This window comes from Proteiniclasticum aestuarii, from assembly GCF_017368455.1.
In the GTDB taxonomy this organism is placed as follows: Bacteria; Bacillota; Clostridia; order Clostridiales; family Clostridiaceae; genus Proteiniclasticum; species Proteiniclasticum aestuarii.
This window is the reverse complement of sequence record NZ_JAFNJU010000002.1, coordinates 110,416-136,383: the sequence shown is the minus strand read 5'-3', so window position 1 is coordinate 136,383 and position 25,968 is coordinate 110,416. Positions and strand designations below refer to the sequence as shown.

The window sequence follows — 25,968 nt, the reverse complement described above, 5'->3', positions numbered from 1 at the left end:
TCGTAGATGATGAAAAAGACATGGGGGATGGTATTCACGGTAGCACTGGCAGGGGCAGCACTCTTGTCAGGATGCGCAAAGGAAGAGGAAAGCACGAAGGTGCTGAAGATCGGAACGGATGATACCTATCCGCCGTTCGAGTTCAGAGATGAAGCCAACAAACTGGTGGGATTCGAAGTGGACCTGGCCAGAGAAATCGGAGAAGAGCTGGGCATGGAAGTGGAGTTCATCTCCACCAGCTGGGCAGGAATCTTCAACGGACTGAATTCAGAGAGCTATGATGTCATCATGTCCGCCACCAGCATCACACCGAAAAGACTGGAGTCCTATATCTTCACGGATCCGCACATGACCAACGGTCAGGTCATCGTCACAAGAGCCGGAGAAGGTTCCATCACGAAACCGGAAGAGCTTGAAGGGCTAAAAGTAGGGGTACAGCTGGAGACCACCGCGGATATCGCAGCGACCAAGTACAACGAGACCGTAGATTTTGAAATGCTGCGATTTGATGAAGTCATTCAGACCTTCTCCGCCATGAAGGCGGGACATGTGGACGTCATCGTTGCGGATTATGCCGTAGCCATTGATTATGCGGCCAAGGACCACGAGTCCTACCAGCTGACGGAAGTCATGCTGACCAATGAACCCATCGCCATCACCATCCGTAAAGACGATACGGATCTGAGAGATACGCTGAACGGCGCACTAGATGCCTTACGAGAAGATGGAACCCTCAAGGATCTTTCCGTGAAATGGCTGGGAGATGACTACACCTCCAACATCGATACAGAACTGAATGTGGTGGAATAGAGGCTTCTAAAAGAGAAGCGGAAGCATCACTGGCAGAAACAAAAGAGAAAAGAAAGAAACAGAAGAGGATCCTACCAAGTAAACAGAAGAAAAATGAATGAAATGGAAAAGTCCCAGGGAGCATATCACGATGATATGCAGACCTGGGGCTTTTCTTTTAAAGTGGAGAATATTCTTTTGCGTCTGGAAGAGATTCCCGTTATGATGAAACTAAAGAATAGATCAGAAAAGGAAGTGGAACCGATGAAAATCACGGTACTTGGCAACAACTCCACCACAGTGACCCAGGGAGGAGCCTGCTCGTCCTATCTGCTGGAAGTGGAGGGCAGAAAGATTCTACTGGATATGGGAAACGGTAGCATCTTCAATCTCAAGAAGCGGGTGAAGCTTTCGGAGATTGATGCCATCATTCTCACCCATCATCACTTTGATCATCTGTCGGACCTTTTTCTCTTCCGCTATGAAAGAGAAGGGCAGAAGTATATGGGCGAAGAGGTTGCCCCCATGGATCTCTATACACCGGAGATGCCGAAGTGGCTGCATGAATCCCTCATGAAGAATGATCTGTTCAGGCTGCATGTCATCATGGAAAATACCAGGGTATCCATAGGAAACCTATCGGCGGAGTTCATTGAGGTCCTTCATCTTCTGGAGACCTACGCTGTGCGATGCACCTATGATGGAAAAGTCTTCACCTACTCGGCGGATACGGGCGTCTGCGATGGCATCCATGAGGCTGCCAGGGATGCGGACCTTTTCCTCTGCGAAGCCAGCTACGGCTCTTATGAGCCCTACAGAATGAAGCATCATCTGCATGGAAAAGAGGCAGGGGAGATCGCCAGGAAGTGCGGAGTGAAAAAGCTTCTTCTGACCCATCTGCCGGAGACGCACCTGGAGCAGCTCCTTCAGGAGGCGAAAGCCATCCATGGGGATACGGAGATCTCTGAGATTCTAGGAACCTATGAAGTGTAGGGATGGATAACCCTCGAGTACAGAGAAAGGCCATGAAGCCTGCAGTTATTCACCTGCAGAGTTCATGGCCTTTCTCATGGGGAGAGGTGCACTAGTCCACCTTGTACTCGTTTTTCCTGTCGTCGGTGAAGGTTTCCGCTTCCTCATCTTTTCTTTGCTTTTCCTGCGCTTCTCTCTCTTCTTCCTGTCTTTTCTTCTCTGCTTTCAGCGTCTCCACATCCAGGCCCTTTTCAGCCATTTCCTTTTTCAGCGCTTCAAATTTTTCAGTGAGCATGTCCTTGTTCACAATGGACAGGAAGGATACCTTCAGTCTCACGGAAGTTGAAAGAGCCTGGTAAGCAGCCAGATAGTCGCCTTTCCTCCATTTGATGATGCCGTAGTAGTAATGGGCCTCCGGGAACTTGATGTAGTCGATGGTGTCCTCGTAGAGGGCTTCGGCTTTGTCGAAGTCTCCCAGGAAGTAGTAGGACTGGGCCAGATTGTCTGTGATGACATTGTCGTCCTTGTTGTAGTCATAGGCTTCCTTGTTGAATGCCAGCGCCTTTTCGTAGTCGCCTTTGGCGATGTAGAGGTAGCCCAGAATCTCATACATGATGGAACTCTGATAGTCGTCACGGATGTTCTCCACGATGTCGATGGCTTCATCGATGTCGCCCTTCTTCCAGTTCAGGATGGCGAGATTCAGAATGTTGTTGTACTTGAACCGCTCATCTCTGGTCTTCATCTGGGCCGCTTCCAGAAGATAGGGCTCTGCCTCTTCCAGTCTTCCTTCTCTTAAAAGCACATACCCGAAGCTGGATTTGATGTAGGGCTTGGCGAAGGGGTGCTTCACCGCTTTCTCGAAATAGGTCATGGCGATGTCCGTATTTCCCGCATTATAGGCTCGGCTTCCTTTGGTGGCCTGTATGGTGGGGTAGTTACGGTAAACCGTGAAGATCAGATAGGCACCGATCAGGATATTGGCGATGGTGGAAAATCCTGCGTAGATCAGGATAAAGATGCCTGCTATGGCGATGAGATCATAAATCGGTAAATTCTTCAGTTTCATTCTTCATTCCTCAACTTCCTGTGTCTTTTTATCATTAAAAATCATACCATGAAATCCGTGATCTTTGTATGGTTTTTAGGGAACTTGGCACTTTATCCATCCATGATACCAGTCTTTGCTTAAGAATTCATTATTCTCGGCTGAAGTTCAGGCAAAAGGAAAAGTGCCTTTTAAGATATTTTCAGGAAGATGGGATATGATGAAGGGAATACGTGATATGAAGGAGCAGTGAAATGACAGTTTGGACCAGTGAAGATGAACGAAACAAGAATAAGATGATGAATATTCTGGATGGGGAAGCCATGGAGTGGGCTCAGAAAAAGTCCAGAGAATTATCAAGACTCATGTCTTATTACCGATGCGCCATGATGGAGATTGAGACGAAGCTGAATGTGCTAAATGAAGAGTTTTCCTGGGAGAAGGACCACAATCCCATCTCCAGCATCAGGAAAAGGCTGAAATCACTCCCCTCCATCCGGGAGAAGCTGGACCGGAGAGGATTTCCCGTATCCATCGATTCCATTGAAGAGAATCTCAATGATGTGGCCGGGGTGAGGGTCATCTGCTCCTTTCCGGAGGATGTCTATGCCATACGGGATGCTCTCCTGACCCAGGACGATCTGACGCTGCTGGAGGAAAAGGACTATGTGAAAAATCCCAAACCCAACGGGTACAGAAGTCTTCATCTCATCATGAGCATTCCCATCTACCTTGCCCATGAGAAGAAGATGATGAAGGTGGAGATTCAGCTGCGCACCATCGCCATGGATTTCTGGGCAAGTCTCGAGCATCAGCTTCGCTACAAGAAGGAAGTGCTGTTCACAAAAGAGATGGCCCATGAGCTCAGTGAATGTGCCAGAATCAGTGCGGATCTGGATCTTCGGATGGACAATCTGAGAAAAGGCGTGGAAGAGCAGCACAGCGAACGTCATCTGAGCGCGGTGGAGGGCGGAAAACCCCTTCTTATGGAGAAGCATCGCAAGCACCAGTAAACGAAAGGAGTCCTTAATCATGGGTGAAATTCTTTTGAGAAGAATCTACGAAGAGAAGAAGGAGAAGGAGACGAGAATCCTGGTGGACAGGCTCTGGCCAAGAGGCGTCTCCAAAGAGAAGGCGGACCTTGACCACTGGGCGAAGGACATCACGCCCAGTGATGCCCTGAGGCAGGCCTATCATGACGGAAAGCTTGAGAAAGAGCAGTTTCAGGAGCACTACAGAAAGGAAATGGCTGAAAATGAAGCGATGGAAACCTTTCTGACCTATGTGGAGGATAGGCTGAAGGAACAGGATGTGGTTCTTCTTTCCTCCGTGAAAGAGCTCTCCGATAGCCATGTGCCTGTTTTGAAGGAATTCCTGGAGGAGAAACGGATGAAAAAGAATGGCAGATGAGAGGAACCTTTCCTGGAATCAGAAAGGAGTTTCAGAAACTGCGCGGTTCTCTGATATAATGAAAACATTGAAAAAACGAAGGATAAGGTGATGAAATATGATAGAAGCGGTATTATTTGATCTGGATGGCACCGTGGCCAATACCAATGAACTGATCTACGAGTCGTTCCGCAGACTTTTCTACGACAAGATGAAGATGGAGGTGGCCGATGAGGAAATCTACAGCCTCTTCGGCGAACCGCTGGAAAACAGTCTGAAGAAGTATGCGGAGGACACCAGTGAACTGATGCTTTTTTTCCGGGCTTTCAATGAATCCAATCATGATCAGATGATCCGTCCCTTCGAAGGGGTGGAAGAAGCACTGATAAAGCTGAGAGAAAAGGGACTGAAGCTTGGCATCGTCACCAGCAAAAGGGAAGGCATGGCCAGAAGAAGCCTCGAGGCCCTGGGCCTTACAGAGTATTTCGAAGTGGTGATCACGCCGGAATCCACCGAGAAGCACAAGCCTGAGCCGGAACCGATCTATAAGGCCTGTGAGCTTTTAGGCGGCATCGATCCGGAAAACACCGTTATGGTGGGGGATGCGTCCTATGACATTCTCTGCGGAAACAGAGCCGGTGCCACATCCGTTGCGGTGTCCTACAGCATGATTCATCCGGAGACCATAAAGCTTGCGAAGCCCCACTATATGGTGGATGATCTGAGAGAACTTGTGGAGCTCATCCATAGGCTCAATACAGAGAGAAGCAAAGAAGAAAGTTTCCGCTGAGGATGACTGTAATAAGAAGAAGGTCGTGGGTCCCGGGAAAAGAAGCTTTATCCTAGGATCGTCAGAAAATAGAAGATGCAGGGAGAAATCACCGATCATAGGTGAAGTCTTCCTGCATTTTTATGGTTCAGGTATGGGGTTTTCTTTCTTATAGATGTTACTCTTCTCCTGGCAGTACGATCTGACTCTCCACATGGAGCCTGTTGAAGGCGGATACCGCGTAGGTGTAGTTTTCCGTGTCCAGGTGATTCATCTCATAGCGGCTGATGCTGCTGTCCACGGGGATCCTTCTGTGGATGTATGCGGGGTTTTCCGGGTCCAGGTCAGACTTGGGGAACCGATATATGAGGAAGTATCTTGTCTTCTCGCTTTCATCGAAACCTTCATAGCCATCCCGGAAGGAAAGAATCTGGTTCTTTATGAGGACGTCCAAAGGCGCAGTGGCCTTGGCATGGGGCAGGTTCTCATTTTTCGGGATCACTGCCATGTCCTCATAGAGCGTTCGGATCGCTTCGTTGTTTTTCACCAGTGCTTCTTTTCCTTCCCCGGTGAAGGCGCTGTGGCCTGGGGTCAGATAGCCGAAGCGGAAGAAGCTGCTGCCTCGGATATTGCCTAAGGAATGGTTAAAGGAGATCTGGTCTTTTATGAGGCTGTCTCCCTGCCAGTAGGGATTGTCTGTCTGCTCATAAACTTTGTAGTTGGCATGGCCGATGTAGAGGTCCACGTCCGTTCCTTCCACCTGGTCGTTCCACCATCTGGCAAGAACCGAGTAGGGAGCTGCCGCTTCTCCGAAGTTCCAGTAGATCTGAGGGATGACATAATCCACCAGTTCTTCCTGGATCCATTTCCTGGTGTCGGTGAAGACCTGATGCTGATAGGTTTCCGAGCTTTCCAGAGGCGTATCGGAACCTGCCCCTTCTGTCTCCTCGGCGTGACCCCAGATGCCGAAGGGGCTTACGCCCAGCTTCACGTAGGGTTTCAGATCATGGATGCTTTCACTGAGTTCTCTGATGAAGAGGTAGGTGTTGTTTCTTCTCCAGGCTTTGATGTCGGTGAAGTCGCCTTTGTTGGCCAGAAAGGTCATGGCGTCTTCTTCCTCGTCTCCGAAGAGATAGGGCACGGTTTCGCCATTCTCGTTTAGCTTTGTGCTGCGGTAAGGGTAGAAGTAATCATCCAGATGCACGGCATCGATGTCGTAGGTTCTCACCACTTCCATGATGCTATGAATCACATGTTCCCTTGCTGAAGGATTACCCGGGTCCAGAAACAGCCTGTCATCGAATCTCAGGACCTGAGAGGGATGGGCTCTTGCATAGCTGTCTTCATGAAGCGCTGCAAGGATTTCGCTGGTCTCCTTCTCGCTTTTGTCCACGGTGACCCGGAAGGGGTTAAACCACGCATGAAATTCCATGCCTCTTTTATGGGTCTCTTCTATGGCGAACTGCAGAAGATTGAAGGGGAGATCTTTTGAAAGGTCTCCTGTGACATAGATGGAAGGAGGATTCAGTGCGGACAGATAGAGGGCATCCTCTGCTGGCCGTACCTGCATGATCACCGCATTGAGATTGTACAGTTCATAGACATCCAGTATTTTGCGGAAGGATTCCTTCAGCTGGCTGGTGGACATGCCGGGTCTCTCCGGATAGTCCAGGTTTCGCACGGAGGGAAGCCACGCTGCGCGGAATTCGTATTTGCCTGACTCCGGATTCTTTTCCTGTTCCAGATAGGTGACGGCCGGTATAGGATCTTCAGAAGGCTCGTTATCTGGCGTTTCCACCCCTTCTTCAAGGATGGGGGCAGGCACGTCCTCTCCATTTCCGAAAATGCCGCAGGCCCACAGAAGGACCAGGCTGATCAGAAGGAGAAGGAGGGCTCCGATGAGGGTGCTCTTCTTCTTTCTCTGTGGTATGTTCACTTCTTTGGGATACACCAGTATTTCTTCTTTCTTTTCTTTCTGATGATTGCTGTTTTCAGGCATATAGACTGTCACCTCACTACATCAAGCGTTCTATAGGTTCTGCTTGAAAAGCGGAACCCTATGGTTGTGGTTAGTATGGCACAATAATCTTAAGGAAGAGTTACATTTCAGTGAAAAGAAAGGGACCGATTCCAATCAGTCCCTTCCCAGCAAACCGGTATTGCTATTTGAAGCGGTTTCTCTTTGAATCATCCACATACTTATTGGATCTTCTGGCCGCTTCGATTCTTCTTCTTCTGGCCGCCTTCTTTCTTCTCTTGCTGATGGTGACGACAAGGAGAAGAACCACGAAGGTGACGGTGAAGAAGACGATGAGGATGTAGCTGAGAAGATGGGTCTTCAGGATCTTGTCTTCCACATCCAGGGTGGACAGAAGATCCACGTTCTTCGTGACCCGTCTTTCCTTTATGCTTGCGGTTCCGACCACGGAGTTCTCCTTGATCTCACCAGCGGAAAGGTCCAGGTAGGAGATCTCGATGTCCGCTTCACTGAGGTTCACATCATTGCCGTAGACGGAAATGGTGTCGGCGGATTTCACGGGCACTTCGATTTCCCTGGTGGGGCCGATGAACTTATAAGGTCTGTAGGAAACGGTGATGACGCCCACTTCTTCGGATTTGGACAGCTTGATGACTTTTTCTTCCTCAAAGGCCGCATTGACCATGCTTTCCGTCTCTTCGAAGACCAGAAGATTCACCCCATCGTTTGTGCTGTTCAGGATGATGTTTCCGATGGTCTTTCCGTCTCTTTCATAGACACCGGCGAAGCATCTGCCTGCTTCTCCTGTATAGCCGGTCTTACCCATGATGTTTCCAAGAAGACCGATGTGCTTGTTTCTGTTTTCAAGGAGGCCCAGGGTCTCACTTTTGCTCTTCATCTCATAGCTCTGCTTCATGGAGACCTCCCGGATCCAGGGGTCATTGTAGGCCGCTTTCAGAAGGAGCATGAGATCATAGGCGGTGGTGTAGTGATTGTCATCATGGAGGCCGCTGGTGGTGACGAAGTTGGAATTTAGCATGCCGAGCTCTTTGGCCTTTTCATTCATGAGCTGCACGAAGTCTTCCTCGGTTTCTGATATGTTCAGGGCGATGACGGTGGAAGCGTCATTTAAGGAAGCCAGAAGCAGAGCATGCATGATGTCATCTGCGGAAATCTCCGTACCTACGGGAATGTTCTTGAGATTCCAGTAGATGGCAAAAGGGGTTACAAGCTTTCCCTCCTGCGGGTAGACCAGATATTCTGTTTTTCTGGAGGAATAATGATCCGAGAACACCAGAGCGGTGAGAAGCTTCGTGATGGATGCCGGATAGACCTTCTTGTCGATGTCTTTGGTGAGAATCAGTTCATCGGTGTCCATATCGAAGGCGATGGCTGCAGACCCGCTGATTTGGGGCATTTCCGCCTTGACTGTGGTGGCGGGAAGCAGCAGTATGATGATGATGAATAGCGCTGGCAGTTTCTTCAGTGTTTTTCTCATGGGATCCTCCTCTTGGTTCAGGTCATTCTATGTCAATGGGATAATTATTCATCTATTTACGATGATATTTGAATACACTATGAATATTATAACCTAAAAGTGACAGATTTTTCATCAAAATCGTAACATTATATCTGTTATAATAAGGATACGAGTAAAGTAAAGAATAAGGTGAGCAATTTGAAATCCATAGACATGTTTAAAAGCAGAAAACCCAAGGTCCTGGGCAAGCGGAGAGAATATTCGGTGATGCTCCTCATCACGGAAATAGAGGGAGAAGAACATCTGGTGCTGGAGAAGAGAGCGAGCACCCTGAAAAGTCAGCCTGGAGACATCTGTCTTCCTGGAGGGTCCATCGATCCGGGAGAGTCTCCTGTGGAAGCATCGCTGAGGGAAACCATGGAGGAGCTGGGGGTCAACAAGGAGGAGATCGAGCTCATTGGTCCCATGGATTACTTCATCAGTCCTTACGGACAGACCATGTATCCTTTTGTGGCCAGGATTTCTCACGCGGATTTTCAGCCCAACCCCGACGAGGTGGACAGACTGATTCTGGTGCCGCTGTCTTTTTTTGAGAAGAATAGTCCGCTGATCTACGAAATCGACATGACCGCCAAGATGGGAGAGGACTTTCCCTACCATCTCATCGAGAACGGAAAGGATTATCCTTTCCGAAAGGCCACCAACAAGCAGTACTTCTACAAGTACGGGGATATCGTCATATGGGGCTTTACCGCCCAGATTGTCAAGAGCTTTATCGATTTATTGAAGGAGGAAGAACATGAAGAATTTTGATTTTCACAATCCCACTAGACTGGTCTTCGGTGAGGGAACCATCGAGAATATCGGTCAGTACGTGAAGGAATACGGAGACAAAAAGGTGCTGCTGCTCTACGGAAAAGGATCCATCAAGAGAAATGGTGTCTATGATACCGTGGTGAAATCCCTGAAGGAAGCAGGCATCGACTACGTGGAAATGAGCGGAGTCAAGCCCAATCCCGTCCTGTCCAAGGTCAGAGAGACCGTATTGCTCATGAAGAAGGAGAAGGTGGATGCCATCGTTGCAGTAGGGGGCGGATCGGTTCTGGACACCTCCAAGATCAGTGCAGCGGCCTATTATTATGATGGAGATCCATGGGATTTCTATGAGAAGAAGGTGAAACCGGAAAGAGCGCTGCCCATCTATGGCGTTCTGACTATATCCGCCACGGGGTCAGAGATGAATTCCGGCGGCGTCATCACCAATGAGGAAGAAAAGAAGAAATGGGGATGGGGGTCTAAATACACCTACCCAAGGCTGTCCATTGTAGATCCTTCTGTGCAGAAAACCCTGCCGAAGAATCAGACGGTGAACGGTGCAGTGGATACCATCACCCACGTGCTGGAGGAGTATTTCGACGGAACCAAGGGGACGCTCATGCAGGATGAGTTCTCCGAGGGCATCATCCGAACCACCATGGTTTCGGTGAAAAAGCTCATTGAAGATCCGGAGGATTATGAAGCCCGAGCGAACCTTGCCTGGGCAGCCACCCTGGCCCTCAATGGACTGAACGGCCTGGGACGCAGAGGAGACTGGGCATCCCACGGCATCGAGCATTCCGTGTCCGCGTATTACGACATAGCCCATGCAGAAGGTCTGGCCATGGTCATGCCTGCCTGGATGAAGCATGTGTATAAGGAGGATGTGGACAAGTTCGCCCGTTTCGGAGAGAAGATCTTCGGCATCATGGAAGAGGACAAGGAAAAGGCGGCTGTCATGGCCATTGAAGCCTATAAGCGTTTTCTTCAGGAAATCGGCGCACCGGTATCACTGTCCGAGAGAAACATCGGCGATGAGCATCTGCGCGCCATGGCGAAAAATGCCATGCTGAGAGGTCCCATCGGCGGACTGAAGAAGCTTCATGAAGAGGATGTCTATGAGATTCTGAAGCTGGCTCTGTAGGCGATCCCTTCCATATAAGAAATTGGAAGAGTAGAACTTAATCATAAAGGATGGATGAAAGTCCATTCAGGAGAAGGAGAAAATACCTGAAGAAAGGGGCATTTCTCCTTCTTTTCATTTTCAGCGGTGGGAGAGGATTCTGAAAAGTCAAGGAGATAATTTTCGATGATGGTAAAGCAATGGAGTGAAAATCCTGATACTATAAAGAGAAGAAATCAAGAGTCGAGTGAAGAATCCGAAATGAAACCTTAAGACCAGAAGTAAGAGAAAAAGGAAAGTGATGACGGATGTATAAGGAGTTTTTTGCCATGGTAAAGAAGAATGCCCCCAATGAAATGATCGTAGTGGATGGCGTGGTGGGCTCAGGTAAGACCACCCTGATGAATATACTGAAAGAGGAGCTGGGGGTATCAGGATTTGAAGAACCGGTGACGGACAATCCCATTCTGGGAAAGTTCTATCATGACAGGAAGCGCTATGCCTTCCCGCTTCAGATCTTTTTCCTGAACAGAAGATTCCGTATGCTGAAGGAGGCCCAGGCGAAGAAGGTATCCAGTGTCATGGACCGCAGCATCTACGGCGATGTGATCTTCGCCAAGCTTCTTCATGATGGAGGAGATATGGAGAAGGATGAGTTTGATCTCTATCAGGACCTTCTGACCAACATGCTGGACCATATCGAAGCACCGAAGCTCATGATCTATCTGAGGGCGGATGTGGATACCGCCATCGATCGCATCGAAAAGAGAGGACGGGACTACGAGCAGATTGTGGAAAGGGACTACTGGGAGAGACTAAACAGAGAGTACGAGGCCTATTTCTCCGCCTACAATCTGTCCAAGCTTCTCATCATTGAAGCAAAGGACTATGACATCAGAGACTCGGAGGAAGACAGAAAGAAAGTGGTGCAGCTGGTCAAAGAGGCCTTGGCGGAAACGGAAAGAAAATAGGAAGAATCCGGAAAGACTGGAGCAGTTAAAAGAAAAGCTTCAGTCTTTTTCTGTGTCAATTTTCCGGTGGCGGACAAATGCATATGCCTTGCAGTACAAGGACATGGAAAAATGCGCAATATGAAATGTTAAAATTTTGATAATGAATCATTTTCTTAAAGGAAACACAGGAATAACGTAAAACCGTTTACATTCCTGAAGATTTTTCTTCTTAAAATCAATAATTTTTCGAAAAACTGAAGAAATCATATAAAAAATCGGAAAAGAAAGTTTCGTGATTTATTATGTTATAATTTTGCCGAGAAGTACGAAACCTGTCAATTCTGTACTTTAGCTGTACTTCTTCATCCATAGGTCTAGGTTTGTCGACGAAAGAGATTTATCATGAACTAACAAGAGTACTTCCTCTCCTAAGCGAACCCTGGGAGGGAGTGCTTCAAGATGAATCAGAAACGGATCGGATAGGTTATTTTTAAATGAAAAAAGGAAATGTCTAAGGAGGAAATCAATGTCAACTATGGATTTACTGGGGCTCAGAAGAGAACAGTTAAAGGAAGGGTATTCTGTATGCAGGCTGATCAATGAAGCGGTGGCCAGAGGGGAAGGCAGACTGACCAGAGAAGGAGCTCTGCTCATTGAAACGGGACAGTATACAGGGCGTTCGCCCAAGGACCGTTTTATTGTGAGAGATGAAGTCACGAAAGAGACTGTGGCTTACGGCAAAACCAATTTGCCCATGGATGAAGAGGTCTATCAGAACCTTCTTCAGAAGACGAAAGAATATATGAGAGATAAGGAGCTGTATCTGGTGAAGGCACTGGCGGGCTCATCCGAAAAGCATGCACTGAAGATCAATGTGCTCTGCGAGGATGCGGCCCAGGCAGCCTTCTCCAGTCAGATCTTCATCAAGGACAATGAAAGAGAAGGCGTGGATGCGGACTTCACCGTCGTGGCGCTGCCGAACCTGAAGGCGGAAGGAGAAAAGGACGGCATCCATTCGGAAGCCTTCATCATCATCAGTTTCAGAGACCGTCTGGTGCTCATAGGCGGAACCAAGTACTCCGGAGAAATCAAGAAATCCGTGTTCTCCGTGATGAATTATCTGCTTCCGGAAGAAGGGGTTCTTCCCATGCACTGCTCCGCCAATATGGGTAAAGACGGAAAAACAGCACTGTTCTTCGGACTTTCCGGAACAGGAAAGACCACCTTATCGGCGGACCCCAAGAGACTCCTCATCGGGGATGACGAACACGGCTGGTCGGAAGAGGGCGTCTTCAACTTCGAGGGTGGATGCTATGCCAAGTGCATCAACCTGGATGCGGAGAAGGAGAAGGAGATCTATGAGGCCATCCGTTTCGGAACGGTCCTTGAAAATGTGGTGGTCAACGACAAGGGAGAAGCGGATTACTGCGACAATATACTGACGGAGAACACCCGCTGCACCTATCCTCTGGACTACATCGAGCACAGAGTGGATGAAAAGAAGGGGGGACACCCCAGCACCATCCTGTTTCTCACGGCGGATGCCTTCGGTGTCATCCCACCGGTATCCAAGCTTACAAGAGAAGGAGCCATGTACCATTTCATGTCCGGCTACACCTCCAAGCTTGCCGGAACGGAAAGAGGCATCGTCCATCCGGAAACCACCTTCAGTGCCCTCTTCGGGGAACCCTTCATGCCAAGGGAGATCGAAACCTATGCCCAGCTTCTGGGAGAGATGATCGATGCCCATGATACAGAGGTCTATCTCATCAATACCGGATGGAGCGGCGGTGTATACGGAGTGGGTCAGAGAACACCGCTGAAGTATACAAGGCTCATGGTGGATGCGGCTTTAAACGGAGATTTCAGGGATGTGGAATTTGTCCATGATGAGATCTTCAATCTGGATATTCCAGTGAAGGTGCCAGGGGTGCCGGATGAAATCCTCATTCCGAAGAACCTGTGGAAGGATTCCGCGGAGTATGAGAAGGTGGCCATGGAGCTTTCCGGTAAGTTCAAAGAGAACTTCCATCGCTTCAGGGAGGTCTCTCTAAACATCACAGAGGCAGGACCCTATTAATAGCATGCCCATTTCATAGCTGTAAAGATTCAGTGCTGTCAGAAAAAGTTTTCGTAGGAGGAAGCAGACAGCACTGGGTCTTTCTTTTGCTTTCTATTGACATAGGAGAAGTTATGACAACTCAAGAAGTCTCAAACTGTTCTTTTTCTGAAGTTTTAAGACTAATTTCAAGTATTCTCAGCAGAATTTGTGTAAAATAGATGAGGAATGATAAATGAGAAATACGGAGGAAATTATTTTGGATATTTACTTTATATTTAAGGCCATCGTGGTCGCCATCGTGGAAGGCCTCACGGAATTCGTACCGGTGTCGTCCACAGGACATATGATTCTGACGGGGGACCTCATCGGGTTTCCGGAGAACGAGTTCACCAGAATGTTCAACGTGGTGATTCAGCTGGGGGCAATCCTTGCCATCGTCGTCCTCTACTGGGACAAGCTTTTCACCATGGCGAAGTCCTTTTTCAAAGGGGAGAAGAAGGGGCTGAATTTCGGCATTGCCCTGATCATCGGTGTGCTTCCCGCAGCGGTTCTGGGCTTTCTGTTCGAAGACTTCATTGATGCCTATCTTTTCAAGCCCCTGCCGGTGATCATCGGCCTCTTTGTGGGTGCCATTCTCCTGATATTCGTGGAGAACAGATATCGCGGAAAAGCCCACATCCATGAAGTGGAGGACATCTCGAAGCGCTCTGCGCTGAAGATCGGATTCTTCCAGTGCCTGGCCATGTGGCCCGGCATGTCCAGGTCCTCTTCCACCATCATGGGTGGATGGATCAGCGGGCTGGATTCCAGGATCGCATCGGAGTACTCCTTCTTCCTGGCTATTCCTGTCATGATCGGAGCATCCCTTCTGAAGATGGTGAAGTTCCAGTCTGATGTGGGATTCGATTCCTTAGGCACAACGGAATGGGTCTCCTTCGCTCTGGGCTTTGTGGTGGCGTTCATCGTGGCGCTGCTCTGCGTGAAGGCCTTCATCAGCTATATCCAGAGAAAGCCCATGAAGATCTTCGCCTACTACAGAATCGCCATTTCAGCAATCTTCGCTGTGCTTCTGCTCACGCAGACGATCAGTCTCTAAAGGTTTTCCTTTCTTTTTCCTTTTATGGTAAAATGAGCTTAGTAACAAATTGGAGTGATTGTAAATGAAAGAAGTTAGAAGATATCTTGAAGACCGTCTTGGAAAATACAGTTTTTATTTTGAAGATCTGAAGTCCGGGTTCATCTACGGATACAATGAACACGTCAAAATGACTTCTGCAGGGTGCATGAAGCTGCCTGTGGCCATGGCTGTCATTAAGGATGTGGAAGAAGGCAAGCTTTCACTGGATGATCTTGTGCTTCTGGAGAGCAGAGACCGTGTGGAAGGTTCCGGGATTCTGAAGCATCTGAATTCCAGAGAATATACGGTGAATGAGCTGGTCATCGTGATGCTGGTGGAAAGCGACAACACGGCTACCCAGAAACTGGTCAGCCTCATCGGCTTTGAGGAGCTGAAGGCGAAATTCGAGGAGATGGGACTGCAGGACACCACCATGAACGATATGCCGGGTTCGCCCATCAATCTCACAACGAGCTTTGATCTTTCCCTCTGCTGGAAACTTCTGAAGGACGAGAGCTATCTTTCCAAAGAGCATTCCAGATACATCATCGAGCTTCTGAAAAGCGAGAACAAGAAAAAGAAGACCGCCTTCTATCTGGATGAGTCCCTGAAGCATAAGATCGCCAGCAAAGCTGGAGACATGCAGGGTGTGGAGAATGACACCACCCTCATCGAGCTTCAGAAGGGGGATTTCATCTTCACCATCATGAGTGCGGAGATTCCAAACAGCGTCTATGGTCTGGTATCTTTAGCCAAGTCCGGGAAGATGATCTGGGACGGCATCACCTACAACTGGAAATAATACTAGCGGAACACTATGAAAGATATCGGCAGTGACCATTGCCGGTATTTTTTCATGCCATGAATTCCATGGTTCATCTGCTATAAACTATGGTATACTTATATAGATTAACATCTTTGTAGTCAGTTGCTGCAAAGTGAATAGAACAGGTCTTAACAGAAGATCAGATGAAAGACAGATGGAGGGTGCATATGAAGTATAAAGGACTGACGGTAGTCTTATTCACTGTGGTGACAGTGGGATTCATTGCCGGACTATTAAGCTACAACAGAAAAATGGATGAAATGCTGGGCAAGGAGATTGTACAGGCCACCGCAGCGGATTTCAAGTTTTCAGACACGAAGGAGGATTCGACCCCCCCAGTGGAAGAGGGGAGTCCTGAAGAGCCTCAGAATCAGGTGGAAGAGATAGAGGATGTCATCGTTCCATCTCTCCTGGGTCTGTCGGAGAATGAAGCCATTGCCAAGCTCTTGGAACGGGGCCTGACTGCAGATCGGGAAGAGGCCCACGACGAGGAGACGCCGGAAGGAAAAGTTCTTTCTCAGGATCCCTTGCCGGAGTCTCCTGCAGCGCCTGGAAGCATAGTCCGGTTCACGGTGAGCCTTGGCAGTGAGGAAGAAGCCGAAGTGGCGCAGATCATCGTACCGAATCTCATCGGATACACCAAAGAGGCTGCCGAAAGGGAGCTGAGGGAACTGGGATTTCTTGTGGAGTATGAATACAATCCTTCGGAGCATTACGACGAAGGTTATGTCTACAGTCAGAATTACAAAGTAGGAGCTGAGGTGGATCTGGGGACCACGGTGAAAATCAGAATCAGCACCGGAAATGAATAACAGGCAAAAAGGTGTCAGATGAAACAGTCTGCACCTTTTTTTCTTAGGGTTCAGGGGTATCCTATGGTATAATGATACATAATAAATATGTATGAAGTGAGGGGGCTATTTCATGGGGAAGAAATCTATTGCAGTCATAGTATTCATAGTGGTCACCATAGGATTTCTCTATGGGTTTGTCACCTATAACCGGCAGCTTCGCGAAATGCTGGATAAAGAGATCAGTCCCCAGGTGGTGGTGATGCCCGATGAAACCGAAAAGCCTCAACCGCCGGTGACGGAAACGCCTCCTATAAGCGAGCAGGACACGGAAGAGACGGAGGAGGAAGAAGAGGAGACATCGGAGCTAGTGGTCATTCCCTACATCATCGGACTTCATAAAGAGGATGCGGTGAAAGCGTTGGAAGATAGAAACCTTGTGCCAGAAATCCATCTGGAATATGTGGAGGGTGTCGAGAAAGAGTATGTGTTCTATCAGAGACCTCCAAGAAACCAGGAGGTTCCGGCAGGAACCACAGTGAGCTTCAGTGTGAGCAGGGGTCCCTATGGAAGCTCGGATACTGAAACGAAGGTCATGATGCCTATCGTCATGGGAAAGACCCGGGCGCAGGCGGAGAAAGTGCTGGTTGAAACCGGTCTTCTGGTGAAGATCAGGGAAAGCTATTCCAGTGAGGTGGTCAAGGGGAATGTGATTTCTTCAGACACTGCTGCCGGAAAGGAAGTAAGGAAAGGCAGTACGGTGATCATTACGGTAAGCCTCGGAAAGGAGCCTGTGGAAAAGGTCATGGTCCCGGATGTGACAGGACGCGCAAGATCCGAGGCGGTAAGCCTCCTGGAAAGTGCAGGTCTCACTGTGCGCATAACGGAAGCCTATTCGGATACAGTTCCGGAAGGCATGGTGATGGCCCAGAATCCGGGGGCAGTTCTGGTGGAGCCTGGCACCACGGTGAATCTCACCATCAGCAAAGGAAAAGAGTCCGAGCCGGATCTTGAGGAACCTGAAGAGCCAGCGGATCCAGCGGATCCTGAAGATCCAGGAACGCCGATCAACGGTTAAGTGAAAGATAGTTTAAAAGAGCGGATTTCTCCGCTCTTATTCCTTGTATGGATTGTCGAAAGAACTACAGTTTCTGTGAACATATAACACTATGACATGGAAATGGTTTACAATTTGATGACAAAAAAGTATAATAACTATTAATATCACTTACAAAAGTAGATAGAAACTATGTGTGTGGGGTAAATTATGACTGCGATTGAAGTAAACTCGAGTATTGTCATCAGGAGACCGAGTGCTGACGACTTTACAGAAATCAAGGATTTTGTACGGAAGACCTGTGAAAACACGAGAAACACTTACGGGGAACATGACTGGAATGAAACACCACTGGAAGAGGGAACCTACGAGGAGATGATGGAAAGATTCGGTGCCGGAAATATCCTTTTGGGCTTTCTGGATGGCATATTGTCAGGCATTGTTGTGCTGACCCAGAAGAATACGGAGAAGTTCAGACATGTGGGAAATCTGACCCTCAGTCTTCTGTCGGATGATCTCATCGGCAGCCTGGGGAAGGAACTGATTTCCAGAATGATTCTCACCTGCAAGGGGAAAGGCGTCATCAGAAAGGTGAATCTCAGAGTAAGAGAAGATCTCTTCAAGATCCAGGAGATCTATAAATCCCTGGGATTCTATGAAGAGGGCAGTCTTGCCCGGGATGTGTGTCTCAACGGAATGTTCTATTCCACGCTTCTATTCGGAAGAAGCATAGACTAAATCAGAAAACAAGCAACCCGTCCTTTTCGGATGGGTTTTTTCATTGATTTCACGGATTCAGGTCCTTGTGTGATAAGATGGATATGTACTATAATAATTGTGTAAACATTTACAGAAAAATGGAGGTTCATCATGAAAAAAGTCATCGCAACAAGCAAGGCACCAGGTGCCATCGGACCCTATTCTCAGGCCATCATGGCGGGGAATCTCATCTATACATCAGGCCAGCTGCCTATAGATCCTGAAACAGGAGAAATGGTCGGAAACGACATCGTACTTCAGACAAGAATGTCTCTGAAGAACGTCAAGGCAATTCTTGAAGAAGCGGGCTCAAGCATGGACAAGATCGTGAAGACCACGGTCTATCTCAGTGACATGGCAAACTTTGGCAAAATGAATGAAGTCTACAAGGAATTCTTCTCAGGAGACTATCCAGCAAGAAGCGCTTTCCAGGTGGCAAGACTGCCCAAGGATGCTTTAGTGGAAATCGAAGTCGTAGCCATCGTGTAGGAAAGAAACTCAGAAAGCGGCAGCACAGAGAGCATGGTAGGGGCTAATATATTTAAACGGGGGATTAATTAATGAGCGTGAAGTACTTTGCGGAGCCTTTCAAGATCAAGATGGTGGAACCCATCAGGATTCTGACGAGGGAAGAGAGAATAGAGAAGATCAGAGCGGCCAATTACAATGTGTTCAGCCTGGCGGCTGAGGACTGCTACATCGATCTTCTGACAGACAGCGGAACAGGTGCCATGAGTGCAGACCAGTGGGCAGGAATCATGCTGGGGGATGAATCCTACTCAGGGTCCAAGAGCTTCTACAAGCTGCAGGAGTCAGCAAAAGACATCTTCGGATATGAGTTCATTCAGCCTGTGCATCAGGGCAGAGCAGCGGAGAAAGTGGTGATGCCGATTCTTCTTGGAGAAGGAAAGGTGTCCATTTCCAACATGCACTTTGACACCACCAGAGCCCACGTGGAGATTGCCGGAGCAAGGGCTGTGGACTGCGTGGTGCCGGAAGCGCTGGATACGGAGTCCTATGCGCCCTTCAAGGGTAACATGGACAATGAGCGCCTTGTAAGGCTCATCGAAGAATACGGAAAGGAAAATGTCGGAGCCATCATCATCACGGTGACCAACAACAGCGCCGGCGGGCAGCCTGTCTCCATTGCAAACATCCGGGAAACATCGAGAATCGCGAAAGAGAACGGCATCACCGTGGTCATCGATGCGGCCCGTTACGCGGAGAACTGCCACTTCATCAAGAGAAGAGAAGAAGGCTATGGAGAAAAAAGCATCCGTGAAATCGCCAGGGAGATCTTCAGCTATGGAGACATCTTCACCATGAGTTCCAAGAAGGATGCCATCGTGAACATCGGTGGTCTTGTGGGCGTGAAAAACGATGCGGAGCTTTTCGAAAAGGTCAAGGCCAACACCATTCCCATGGAAGGATTCATCTCCTACGGCGGACTGGCAGGAAGAGACCTGGAAGCTTTAGCAGTGGGCCTTCAGGAGGGCGTGGACGAAGACTTCCTGAAGTACCGGATCGGTCAGATGGAATATCTGGCTGGAAAGCTGGAAGAAGCGGGGATTCCCTATCAGAGTCCCGTAGGCGGCCATGCGGTGTTCCTGGATGCCAAGAAGCTTCTTCCGCATATTCCCTATCATGAGTTCCCGGCGCAGGCGCTGGCCATAGAGCTCTATATCGAAGCGGGGATCAGAAGCTGCGACATCGGGTCCTATATGCTCGGAAACGATCCGGATACAGGGGAGCAGCTGCAGTCCGAATTTGAATTCACAAGACTGGCAGTGCCTAGAAGAGTGTATACCCAGTCCCATCTGGATGTGATCGTGGAAGCGCTGAAGGAGATCAAGGAGCGCAAGGATACCCTGAAGGGCTACAGAATCACCTGGGAACCGAAGATTCTGAGACACTTCACAGCAAAGCTGGAACCGATCAGATAGAATAGTATAAGAAAGATGAAAGACATGAGAACAGAAGCATTGCGCCACTGTTCTCATGTCTTTTCCATAGGTCTTCTCACATTCTGATACAAATTTGTCATTTGACGTCCAGAAAGAAGTGATACTATGGTATCATGGATGTATTATATAGAAAGAATAGATAGATCGGGAGGAATAGTATCGTGGAAAATGGAAAGAAACCCTCAGCGCTCATGGCCATAGGCATCATCCTTCTACTTCTGGGGAATACGGTCATTCTCTGGAGCAAGATGGAGCATCTGGAGAATGAACTATTAAATGTCAGAAACAGCATTTCGAGCATCTCCTTCGGCAATGACACCTATGGGATGGAACAGAGAATCATGGAGGAGATCAGAAAGGAAGCCAGTATTCTGGAATCCAGTGAAACGGCTCTGGCGTTTCGAAACAACAAGCTGCAGGTGAAGGTCTCTCTGGTGCCCAAGGTGCTAAATGAAGGGGACACCTTCTATGTGGTGTCCGGATATGAGAAAGTGGAAGCCAGAAAGATCGATGAAGTCACTTTTGTGGCAAGTCTTGCCATGAACACGAAAAAGCCCATGGAGCTCTACGTGGTCACGGAGACTCAGGAAGGAACCATCCAGGAGAAACTTCCTGAGGTCTATCTGGAACAGTTTCTCAGCGTCAATCTCTGGAGCAGCAGCATCCATGAGGAAAGAACGCTACAGCTGGAACTGTCTGCAGCCATGGAAGAGTCCAGCGCTTTTCTGGAAGAACTGGATGAGGCAAAGGTCAGAGTCTATGACCGCATCGGAAAGGAAATCATGGAAATCCCTTTAGAAGAAAAGGACCCCAACAATTCACTGAAAGAAGAGGATTTTGGATTCAAGTACAGCGCATTTGAAGTGAACCTTCCGGATGAGCTATTTGACATGGAGTACTTCAATGTGAAGGCCGTCCTTAAGAACTACGGCATCACCATGGTCTCCGATGAGATCTTCAGCTTCAGCAAGGATGGTTCCGCACTGGAAGGGGTCGGCGGTAGCGGATTCCAGATCTTCTATGACAACTAAACCATGGATAACCTTTCCAGGAACTACCTATGAAAAGTTCCCGAATGAAAGAATGAATTTCCTGAAAAAAGATGCCCACTGGTGGTCTTTCAAGACCGCTCAGTGGGCATCTTTTTTTTGGAGCCAAAGGAATGCTTCCACTTGTTACGCAGTATAGATAGGTGGGGGTCAGATGAGACTATCCTGATAGGCCTTAGGCGTTTCCTTGTATGTCTTCTTGAAGGACTTCAGGTAGGAGGTATAGTCGCTGAAGCCTGCTTCCAGATAAGCTTCAGTAATCAGCTTTCCTTCCCGGATCAGTTCTCTGGAATAGTCCAGTCTTTTCTGGATCAGAAAATTATAGATAGAGGTGCCTGTATAAGATTTGAAGAGTCTTGAAAGATATCCTGAACTGAAGAACGCTTCAGACGTAATGGCCTCCATATCGAGACTGGGATCAGTAAAGTTGTCATTGATGAAATGGACAACCTGATCAACCACAGAGTTTTTGCTTGTTGTTTTGATTTTCATACCTTTGTTCATGATATCTAAAAAAGTGATCAGAAGTTCGAAGGTATAGCACTGCAGTAAAGCGCTACCTACATTGCCGCTTCTCTCCTCCGTATTCGCTATTTTACTGAGAATGCTGATCAGACGCCAGATGCTTTCCTGATTGCATTCCAGGATGTTTGGCTCATAGAGAAAGCTCAATCGATCGATCTCGATGTCGAAAATTTCCGTTAATCGCTTGATATAATCCAGTTCAACATGCAGAACATACCTTTCGTATCTGATCTTGCTGTCTGCCACGGTCCGATGGAGAATACCGTTTGGCATGATGGCAATATTGCCCTTGTTCATATTGTATCGGGTACCTTCTGCAAGAATCGCCACATCTCCTTCCAGGACAAGAATGACTTCGATGAAGTCGTGTGAATGCAGAAGAAAGTATCCTGGCTTCTGGTCGGAGAAATAGAGAATTTCGATTCCCTTTTCAATCATGATTTCGGGAAAAGGTCTGTTGTAGAGTGTAAATTCCTGGGGCTTAAGCATAATGCACCTCTTTTGCTGAAATATGCTGATTCCTGAGTGAATCCGAGGAAGTCGTTTTCTTAGATGATAGAGAGAAAAAAGTGAAATGTCAAGATTTGCAACATTTACTCTGACATTTGCAATGATTATCGATTACACAGATTATACAATGAGTTTGTGAATTCGTTTCCAAGAAAGGGGAGAAAAAAATGAAATTAAGAAAAAGAGCATTGGTATTGGGGTTGACTGTTTCTATGTTTCTAGGGCTGATGGCGGGGTGCAGCAGCAAAGAGGCACCATCTGAAAATGCGGGTACCGAAAATGAATCCGCATACACGGGAAGCTATGACTTAAGTGATGTGAAAGAGCGCGAAATCGCAATTGCGGATCGTATGGGGGAAGCTCACATAATGGGCAGAACCCAGATCAAGTTTGCTGAAACGGTGAAAGAGTTAAGTGGTGGAAAAATCGAGTATGTCAAATATCTCAGTGGTGAAATCGAGCCAGGTGGAAATCACATCAGAGACATGTACTCCACTGGAATAATTGATGCAGCGAGAGGACAACTGGAGCTGCTGGGTTATTACGGCTATGAAAAAGGAAGTGTATTCGGACTACCCTATGTGATTGCTGACAGAGATCATTTCTGGAAATTCGCTGAATCAGAACTCGGTGTGGAGGTGCTGGAAGACATCAACAGCCAGGGATGGGGAATGCATGCTCTGAGCTACATCGAAGAAGGTGCGAGACACTTCTTCACGGTGAAAGACCTGGATTCCTACAAGGATCTGGCAGGTAGAAAAATCAGAGTACAGTCTTCTGATATCTACGTAGGTCTGGTGGAGACTCTGGGTGGATCGGCCACACCGATTGCTTGGCCTGAAGTATATACAGCGCTTTCGACGGGGGTTGTTGATGGTGCAGAGAATCCGTATTCCGGGTATAAGGCAAGTCTTCTGGATGAAGTTGCTCCTTATATTCTGGAAGATGGGCATATCTTTGCTGGTGGATTCCTTGCAGTAAGTGATCAGCTGTGGAATGATCTCAGCGAGACAGAAAAAGCGATTTTCGAAGAAGCGGCAAAAACTGCAAGTGCATACAACAAGGAAGAAAATCAGACAGATGAGTCTGCTATCAAGACACAGCTGCTGGAAAATGGTGTCAAGATTGTTGAATTGACAGATGAGGAACGAGAAGAAATCAAAGCGCTGGTGAAACCGATGTATCAGGAGTTTGCGCCAGACTACCTGGATCTCATTGAGGAAATTCAGAATCTGAAATAGGAATGAATGAATGCCTTGTAATCTGATACAAGGCATTCATCATAAATCAGCATAGGAGGAAAGTCATGGTCGAAAAAGCATTGGATAGAATGTTTCACGTCATCAATATTATCAATCGTCTGCTACTGGTCACCATATTCGTCATCATGTGGATCGTAATTTTCGGACGATATTTTCTGAGCAAGACTCCGGTATGGGGAGAGGAACTGGTTCTATTCTCCATGTTGTGGGTAGGTATGCTGAGTGCGGCAGAGGCACTGAGAAACGATCTGCATATTAAAATCACCGTGATGGATCGGCATCTGTCCGATAAGGTGAAAAACATCCTTGAAATCATATATGATATCATCATCATTGTCATCTGCTCTGCACTGCTTTATCATGGTGTGCAGCTGACGATTCAGAACGTCGATATCAGCTATATGGGGCTGAAGATATCTGAAGCTTTCGCATATGCCGCCATGCCAGTGGGGTATGCACTGTTCATCATCGTGAAGGTTGAAAAATACTATAGAAAATTCAGAAAAACTGAAATTGCAAGGGAGGCAGAGTGATGGAAAGAAATACAATCGGCATTTTGATGCTTTTGGGCATATTTCTGTTCTTATTGTTTATGAAGATGGAGATCATGTTTGCGATTCTGACAGCTTCCGTCTGCACAATGCTCTATCTGGAACTGCCTTTGACACTGGTTGTGACCAGGGGGCTGACGATACTGCGTTCCTATGGCATGCTGGCCATACCGCTGTTTATCATAGCAGGAGAAGTGCTGTCGGATGGGAGTCTGTCGGATAAGATCATAGAATTTGTTGAATCCCTGGTTGGTTGGATCAGAGGTGGCATGGCCCTTGTCAATGTTGCGGCCAGTACATTCTTTGGAGGGATCTCTGGATCGCCACTGGCTGATATCTCGTCACTGGGTACCGTTCTTATCCCTATGATGAAAAAACAGGGCTATGACGAAGAGTTTGCGACGAATATCACCATTACCAGTGCGCAGCAGGGACTCCTGATTCCGCCTAGTCATAATATGATTATTTATGCCATGGCTGCAGGCGGTGTTGCATCAGTGAGTAAACTATTCCTTGCTGGAATCGTTCCAGGACTGCTTCTGGCACTGGTGCTCATGATCTACTCCTTTTATCAGGCAGTAAAGAAAGGCTACCCGAAGGGAGAACCATTCAATTTTGTAAGACTAATCAAAACGTTCTTCACTTCATTCTGGGGGCTGATGACCCTGGTGATCATCATTGTCGGCTCGACAACGGGTGTATTCACTGCAACTGAATCTGCTGCAATTGCAATTCTCTGGGCTTTATTTGTGACAACATTCATATACAGAGATATGACCCCAAAAAGATTATGGGATTTACTGGGCAGATGCATCGTCACGGTATCAAGAATACTTATCGTTATGAGCATCTCAGCAAGTTTCGGGTTTGTCATCGCATATTTAAGAGTACCTGAAACTTTGTCCAATATGATTTACGGAGTTACAGATAATCCGATAGTCATCATGCTGATCATCAATCTGATTCTTATCCTTTTAGGAATGATCATGGATATGGGGTCTATTCTGATTATTTCAACGCCGATTTTCCTTCCTATCGCAATGGGGATTGGGGTGGATCCGGTTCACTTCGGAATCATTATGATCTTCAATCTTGCACTGGGCATGATGACACCACCGGTTGGTGGAGCATTGATGATGGGGCATCTCATATCAGGCGTCAAAATGGAAAGATTGTATGTGACACTGATTCCGTTCTTCATAATCATGGGAATCACACTACTGATCATCACATTTGTTCCATCAATCACAATGACGCTACCAAACTTGTTATCACAATAGAGTAAAGGAGGAAGTATGGAGAAAATAATCGATACACATCTTCATATGGCTTATGACGGACTTGGCGGGCTGACCGAAATGTTTAAGGTATCAGACGGTGAAGCCTTCGTAGAATACATGAACAGAAATAATGTAGCCCATGGAATCATCTTATCTGGTGGCGAATATGAAGGGACAATTGGTCCAAACATAGATGTATGCGCTTTGGCTCATAAGTATCCGGATAAATTCTCATGGCTGTGTAATGTTGATATCACGAATCAGGAGAATCTGGAAGAAAGACTTGCCCATTACAAGGCTCTTGGAGCAAAAGGAGTCGGCGAATTTGTCATGAACTACAGGTTAGACGATTCCAGAGTTCAGGCACTGCTTGCAGCATGTGAGAAACAGGACATGGCATTTCTATTTCACATGAGCCCGAAAGAGGGATTCAACTATGGCATTATTGATGAATTTGGATTACCCCTTCTGGAAGATGCTCTGAAAAAGTATCCGAATCTCAGACTTGTAGGTCATTCTCAGCCTGTATGGTATGAGATTGGAGGGGATATGCCAAGTGATTACGATAAAAGAAACGAGTATCCTGAAGGGCCGGTGAAGCCTGGAGGAAGACTACCAGAACTACTCAATAAATATAAAAACTTTTATTGCGATCTGTCTGCAAATAGTGCAGGGAACGCCATTATGAGAGATCCGGAATTCGGATATCAGTTTCTCGAGAAGTTTCAGGATCAGCTTATTTTTGCAACGGATATGGTCAATGTCGAAATGTATTTTCCGTTACTCGATTTTCTTAAAGAAGCAGTAAAAGAAAATAAGATTTCGAAAGAAGCTTATGAGAAAATCTGTTTCAGTAATGCAATCCATGTATTCGGACTTCAGAATATAAATTAGCATC

At 47.5% G+C, this 25,968-nt stretch carries 25 protein-coding genes; 21 read left to right on the top strand and 4 right to left on the bottom strand.

The window, feature by feature from the left end:
* Window positions 1–6: 6 nt before the first annotated feature.
* Both J3A84_RS03425 and J3A84_RS03420 read left to right on the top strand, forming a co-directional pair.
* A complete protein-coding gene (locus J3A84_RS03425) occupies window positions 7–810 on the top strand; it encodes an ABC transporter substrate-binding protein (protein WP_207598614.1) in 804 nt (267 codons plus the stop codon).
* Window positions 811–903: 93 nt separating this feature from the next.
* Window positions 904–1,782 carry an MBL fold metallo-hydrolase gene (locus J3A84_RS03420; RefSeq protein WP_207598613.1) on the top strand — a complete coding sequence of 293 codons (879 nt, stop codon included), beginning with the start codon at window positions 904–906 and terminating at the stop codon, window positions 1,780–1,782.
* A 91-nt stretch (window positions 1,783–1,873) separates the two neighbouring features.
* Here the strand turns inward: J3A84_RS03420 and J3A84_RS03415 are convergent, their stop codons facing one another.
* Window positions 1,874–2,830, bottom strand: a complete 957-nt coding sequence (locus J3A84_RS03415; protein ID WP_207598612.1) for a tetratricopeptide repeat protein — start codon at window positions 2,828–2,830, stop codon at window positions 1,874–1,876.
* A gap of 233 nt (window positions 2,831–3,063) precedes the next feature.
* Between J3A84_RS03415 and J3A84_RS03410 the strand changes: the two genes are divergently transcribed.
* From J3A84_RS03410 to ppaX, 3 genes are all read left to right on the top strand, one after another.
* On the top strand, window positions 3,064–3,822 hold the full coding sequence (locus tag J3A84_RS03410; RefSeq protein ID WP_207598611.1) for a GTP pyrophosphokinase family protein: 759 nt from the start codon (window positions 3,064–3,066) through the stop codon (window positions 3,820–3,822).
* Between the two features lie 19 nt (window positions 3,823–3,841).
* Window positions 3,842–4,219, top strand: coding sequence for a DUF488 domain-containing protein (locus J3A84_RS03405; RefSeq protein WP_207598610.1), 378 nt, complete (start codon window positions 3,842–3,844; stop codon window positions 4,217–4,219).
* Window positions 4,220–4,316: 97 nt separating this feature from the next.
* Entirely contained in the window at window positions 4,317–4,988 is a 672-nt protein-coding gene (gene ppaX / locus J3A84_RS03400; protein WP_207598609.1) for a pyrophosphatase PpaX, read from the top strand.
* Between the two features lie 157 nt (window positions 4,989–5,145).
* On the opposite strand, the gene J3A84_RS03395 is transcribed toward ppaX, so the two are convergent.
* Together J3A84_RS03395 and J3A84_RS03390 are read right to left on the bottom strand one after the other, a co-directional pair.
* Entirely contained in the window at window positions 5,146–6,966 is a 1,821-nt protein-coding gene (locus J3A84_RS03395; protein WP_207598608.1) for a glycoside hydrolase family 10-like protein, read from the bottom strand.
* A gap of 163 nt (window positions 6,967–7,129) precedes the next feature.
* Window positions 7,130–8,443, bottom strand: a complete 1,314-nt coding sequence (locus J3A84_RS03390; protein ID WP_207598607.1) for a D-alanyl-D-alanine carboxypeptidase family protein — start codon at window positions 8,441–8,443, stop codon at window positions 7,130–7,132.
* A 180-nt stretch (window positions 8,444–8,623) separates the two neighbouring features.
* Between J3A84_RS03390 and J3A84_RS03385 the strand changes: the two genes are divergently transcribed.
* From J3A84_RS03385 to J3A84_RS03330, 12 genes are all read left to right on the top strand, one after another.
* The gene (locus J3A84_RS03385) at window positions 8,624–9,238 is read left to right on the top strand and encodes an NUDIX hydrolase (RefSeq protein ID WP_425350718.1); all 615 of its coding nucleotides are present in this window, start codon (window positions 8,624–8,626) and stop codon (window positions 9,236–9,238) included.
* Window positions 9,225–10,385: an iron-containing alcohol dehydrogenase gene (locus J3A84_RS03380; protein WP_207598606.1), complete on the top strand. Its 1,161-nt coding sequence runs from the start codon at window positions 9,225–9,227 to the stop codon at window positions 10,383–10,385. The genes J3A84_RS03385 and J3A84_RS03380 overlap by 14 nt, the downstream gene beginning before the upstream one ends.
* 308 nt (window positions 10,386–10,693) lie before the next feature.
* Entirely contained in the window at window positions 10,694–11,335 is a 642-nt protein-coding gene (locus tag J3A84_RS03375; protein ID WP_242693957.1) for a deoxynucleoside kinase, read from the top strand.
* A 508-nt stretch (window positions 11,336–11,843) separates the two neighbouring features.
* Window positions 11,844–13,397: a phosphoenolpyruvate carboxykinase (ATP) gene (gene pckA / locus J3A84_RS03370; RefSeq protein WP_207598605.1), complete on the top strand. Its 1,554-nt coding sequence runs from the start codon at window positions 11,844–11,846 to the stop codon at window positions 13,395–13,397.
* A 232-nt stretch (window positions 13,398–13,629) separates the two neighbouring features.
* Window positions 13,630–14,475, top strand: coding sequence for an undecaprenyl-diphosphate phosphatase (locus J3A84_RS03365; protein ID WP_207598800.1), 846 nt, complete (start codon window positions 13,630–13,632; stop codon window positions 14,473–14,475).
* Window positions 14,476–14,539: 64 nt separating this feature from the next.
* Entirely contained in the window at window positions 14,540–15,298 is a 759-nt protein-coding gene (locus J3A84_RS03360; RefSeq protein ID WP_207598604.1) for a serine hydrolase, read from the top strand.
* Window positions 15,299–15,489: 191 nt separating this feature from the next.
* Entirely contained in the window at window positions 15,490–16,134 is a 645-nt protein-coding gene (locus J3A84_RS03355; RefSeq protein WP_207598603.1) for a PASTA domain-containing protein, read from the top strand.
* A 112-nt stretch (window positions 16,135–16,246) separates the two neighbouring features.
* The gene (locus J3A84_RS03350) at window positions 16,247–17,191 is read left to right on the top strand and encodes a PASTA domain-containing protein (RefSeq protein WP_207598602.1); all 945 of its coding nucleotides are present in this window, start codon (window positions 16,247–16,249) and stop codon (window positions 17,189–17,191) included.
* 189 nt (window positions 17,192–17,380) lie between these two features.
* A complete protein-coding gene (locus J3A84_RS03345) occupies window positions 17,381–17,908 on the top strand; it encodes a GNAT family N-acetyltransferase (protein ID WP_207598601.1) in 528 nt (175 codons plus the stop codon).
* A 132-nt stretch (window positions 17,909–18,040) separates the two neighbouring features.
* Window positions 18,041–18,418, top strand: coding sequence for a RidA family protein (locus J3A84_RS03340; RefSeq protein WP_207598600.1), 378 nt, complete (start codon window positions 18,041–18,043; stop codon window positions 18,416–18,418).
* A gap of 71 nt (window positions 18,419–18,489) precedes the next feature.
* Window positions 18,490–19,872, top strand: a complete 1,383-nt coding sequence (locus J3A84_RS03335) for a tryptophanase (protein ID WP_207598599.1) — start codon at window positions 18,490–18,492, stop codon at window positions 19,870–19,872.
* Window positions 19,873–20,054: 182 nt separating this feature from the next.
* A complete protein-coding gene (locus J3A84_RS03330; RefSeq protein WP_207598598.1) occupies window positions 20,055–20,924 on the top strand; it encodes a hypothetical protein in 870 nt (289 codons plus the stop codon).
* A gap of 168 nt (window positions 20,925–21,092) precedes the next feature.
* Here the strand turns inward: J3A84_RS03330 and J3A84_RS03325 are convergent, their stop codons facing one another.
* Window positions 21,093–21,956, bottom strand: a complete 864-nt coding sequence (locus J3A84_RS03325; RefSeq protein ID WP_207598597.1) for an AraC family transcriptional regulator — start codon at window positions 21,954–21,956, stop codon at window positions 21,093–21,095.
* A gap of 188 nt (window positions 21,957–22,144) precedes the next feature.
* Here J3A84_RS03325 and J3A84_RS03320 point away from each other — a divergent pair, with 188 nt between their 5' ends.
* From J3A84_RS03320 to J3A84_RS03305, 4 genes are all read left to right on the top strand, one after another.
* Window positions 22,145–23,218, top strand: a complete 1,074-nt coding sequence (locus tag J3A84_RS03320; protein ID WP_207598596.1) for a TRAP transporter substrate-binding protein — start codon at window positions 22,145–22,147, stop codon at window positions 23,216–23,218.
* 65 nt (window positions 23,219–23,283) lie between these two features.
* Window positions 23,284–23,772, top strand: a complete 489-nt coding sequence (locus tag J3A84_RS03315; protein WP_207598595.1) for a TRAP transporter small permease — start codon at window positions 23,284–23,286, stop codon at window positions 23,770–23,772.
* Window positions 23,772–25,070 (top strand): TRAP transporter large permease, encoded by a 1,299-nt coding sequence (locus J3A84_RS03310; protein WP_207598594.1) that lies wholly within the window; start codon window positions 23,772–23,774, stop codon window positions 25,068–25,070. The genes J3A84_RS03315 and J3A84_RS03310 overlap by 1 nt, the downstream gene beginning before the upstream one ends.
* Before the next feature lie 15 nt (window positions 25,071–25,085).
* On the top strand, window positions 25,086–25,964 hold the full coding sequence (locus J3A84_RS03305) for an amidohydrolase family protein (RefSeq protein ID WP_207598593.1): 879 nt from the start codon (window positions 25,086–25,088) through the stop codon (window positions 25,962–25,964).
* The last annotated feature ends 4 nt before the right edge of the window (window positions 25,965–25,968 follow it).

Bases quoted from the DNA above. Each gene is read 5' to 3' on its own strand.
- J3A84_RS03325 (WP_207598597.1), bottom strand. From the start codon at position 21,956: ATGCTTAAGCCCCAGGAATTTACACTCTACAACAGACCTTTTCCCGAA.
- J3A84_RS03410 (WP_207598611.1), top strand. From the start codon at position 3,064: ATGACAGTTTGGACCAGTGAAGATGAACGAAACAAGAATAAGATGATG.
- J3A84_RS03395 (WP_207598608.1), bottom strand. From the start codon at position 6,966: ATGCCTGAAAACAGCAATCATCAGAAAGAAAAGAAAGAAGAAATACTG.
- J3A84_RS03345 (WP_207598601.1), top strand. From the start codon at position 17,381: ATGACTGCGATTGAAGTAAACTCGAGTATTGTCATCAGGAGACCGAGT.
- J3A84_RS03320 (WP_207598596.1), top strand. From the start codon at position 22,145: ATGAAATTAAGAAAAAGAGCATTGGTATTGGGGTTGACTGTTTCTATG.
- J3A84_RS03305 (WP_207598593.1), top strand. From the start codon at position 25,086: ATGGAGAAAATAATCGATACACATCTTCATATGGCTTATGACGGACTT.
- J3A84_RS03360 (WP_207598604.1), top strand. From the start codon at position 14,540: ATGAAAGAAGTTAGAAGATATCTTGAAGACCGTCTTGGAAAATACAGT.
- J3A84_RS03415 (WP_207598612.1), bottom strand. From the start codon at position 2,830: ATGAAACTGAAGAATTTACCGATTTATGATCTCATCGCCATAGCAGGC.
- J3A84_RS03355 (WP_207598603.1), top strand. From the start codon at position 15,490: ATGAAGTATAAAGGACTGACGGTAGTCTTATTCACTGTGGTGACAGTG.
- ppaX (WP_207598609.1), top strand. From the start codon at position 4,317: ATGATAGAAGCGGTATTATTTGATCTGGATGGCACCGTGGCCAATACC.
- J3A84_RS03405 (WP_207598610.1), top strand. From the start codon at position 3,842: ATGGGTGAAATTCTTTTGAGAAGAATCTACGAAGAGAAGAAGGAGAAG.
- J3A84_RS03375 (WP_242693957.1), top strand. From the start codon at position 10,694: ATGGTAAAGAAGAATGCCCCCAATGAAATGATCGTAGTGGATGGCGTG.
- J3A84_RS03390 (WP_207598607.1), bottom strand. From the start codon at position 8,443: ATGAGAAAAACACTGAAGAAACTGCCAGCGCTATTCATCATCATCATA.
- J3A84_RS03380 (WP_207598606.1), top strand. From the start codon at position 9,225: ATGAAGAATTTTGATTTTCACAATCCCACTAGACTGGTCTTCGGTGAG.
- J3A84_RS03310 (WP_207598594.1), top strand. From the start codon at position 23,772: ATGGAAAGAAATACAATCGGCATTTTGATGCTTTTGGGCATATTTCTG.
- J3A84_RS03340 (WP_207598600.1), top strand. From the start codon at position 18,041: ATGAAAAAAGTCATCGCAACAAGCAAGGCACCAGGTGCCATCGGACCC.
- J3A84_RS03425 (WP_207598614.1), top strand. From the start codon at position 7: ATGATGAAAAAGACATGGGGGATGGTATTCACGGTAGCACTGGCAGGG.
- J3A84_RS03335 (WP_207598599.1), top strand. From the start codon at position 18,490: ATGAGCGTGAAGTACTTTGCGGAGCCTTTCAAGATCAAGATGGTGGAA.
- pckA (WP_207598605.1), top strand. From the start codon at position 11,844: ATGTCAACTATGGATTTACTGGGGCTCAGAAGAGAACAGTTAAAGGAA.
- J3A84_RS03350 (WP_207598602.1), top strand. From the start codon at position 16,247: ATGGGGAAGAAATCTATTGCAGTCATAGTATTCATAGTGGTCACCATA.
- J3A84_RS03420 (WP_207598613.1), top strand. From the start codon at position 904: ATGAATGAAATGGAAAAGTCCCAGGGAGCATATCACGATGATATGCAG.
- J3A84_RS03315 (WP_207598595.1), top strand. From the start codon at position 23,284: ATGGTCGAAAAAGCATTGGATAGAATGTTTCACGTCATCAATATTATC.